Raw genomic sequence first — 1,079 nt, forward strand, 5'->3', positions numbered from 1 at the left:
GTCGTGGTGAGCAGGTTGTGGTGGCCGAAGACCGGCGGCTCGGCGCCAAGCGCCTTGAAGATCGCGATCTGCACGCCGGTGTTGGTGACATGGTCGTCGCCGCGGATGACCTGGCTGACGCCCATCTCGATATCGTCGACCACCGAAGGCAGGGTGTAGAGATAGGTGCCGTCCTCACGCACCAGGACGGGGTCCGACAGCGAGGCGAGATCGACCGTCTCCTCGCCGCGCACCAGATCGTTCCAATGCACGTCCGTGCGCTCCGGCTGCAGCGGATCGCTGGTGAAATTGGGCAAAAGGAAGCGCCAATGGGGCTTGCGTCCGTCAGACTGATATTCCGCCACCTGCTCCGGCGTCAGCGTCAGCGCCTCGCGGCCATAGACCGGCGGCAGGCCGCGCGTGCGACGCACCTTGCGGCGCAGATCGAGCTCTTCCGGCGTTTCGTAGCAGGCATAGAGCACCCGCGCCGCCTTCAGCCGCTCGACCGCCGCGTCGTAGATATCGAAGCGGCGCGACTGGTACTCGGTGACATCCGGGAAGATGCCCAGCCAGTGCAGGTCGTAAAGGATGGAGTCGGCATATTCCTGCTTCGAGCGGGCAATGTCGGTGTCGTCGAAGCGCTGGATGAAACGGCCCTTGTTGTTCATGGCGAAAAGCCAGTTGAACAGCGCGGTGCGCGCATTGCCGATATGGATGCGGCCGGTCGGCGATGGGGCGAAACGGACGGTGACTGTCATGAGCGGGGCGTAGCGGATGCTTTTGGCGTTGACAAGGCGCGCCCCCGCACGAACGCAACAGATAGTGCAAGCCAGCTAAAATGAAAAGCCGCCGGCCAGGCTGGCTTCGCGGCAGCCTGATAAACCGCGTCAAGTGCCGGGGGACCTGGGCTTCGCATGTCCCCGTTATCCACATATGTGACACACAAGATGTTGGGGTCACAAAAGCTACAAAAACGAATCCTTGACGGGTCGGAACGAGTCGCTTTTTATAGGCCATGCGCTCCTGTTGCGGGCGTGACCGGAGAGTTCAGAGGCCGGTCTTTTTTCCCGGATTTTGTGCGTTTTGCCCGGATTTCCGCC

General features: G+C 62.1%; 1 protein-coding gene. It reads right to left on the reverse strand.

The window, feature by feature from the left end; translation table 11 throughout:
- A partial coding sequence (locus tag EOA27_RS37700; RefSeq protein WP_245491358.1) for a glutamate--tRNA ligase occupies positions 1–737 on the reverse strand: 737 nt, incomplete at its 3' end.
- Positions 738–1,079 lie beyond the last annotated feature (342 nt).

Source organism: Mesorhizobium sp. M2A.F.Ca.ET.037.01.1.1, assembly GCF_003998075.1.
Taxonomy (GTDB): domain Bacteria; phylum Pseudomonadota; class Alphaproteobacteria; order Rhizobiales; family Rhizobiaceae; genus Mesorhizobium.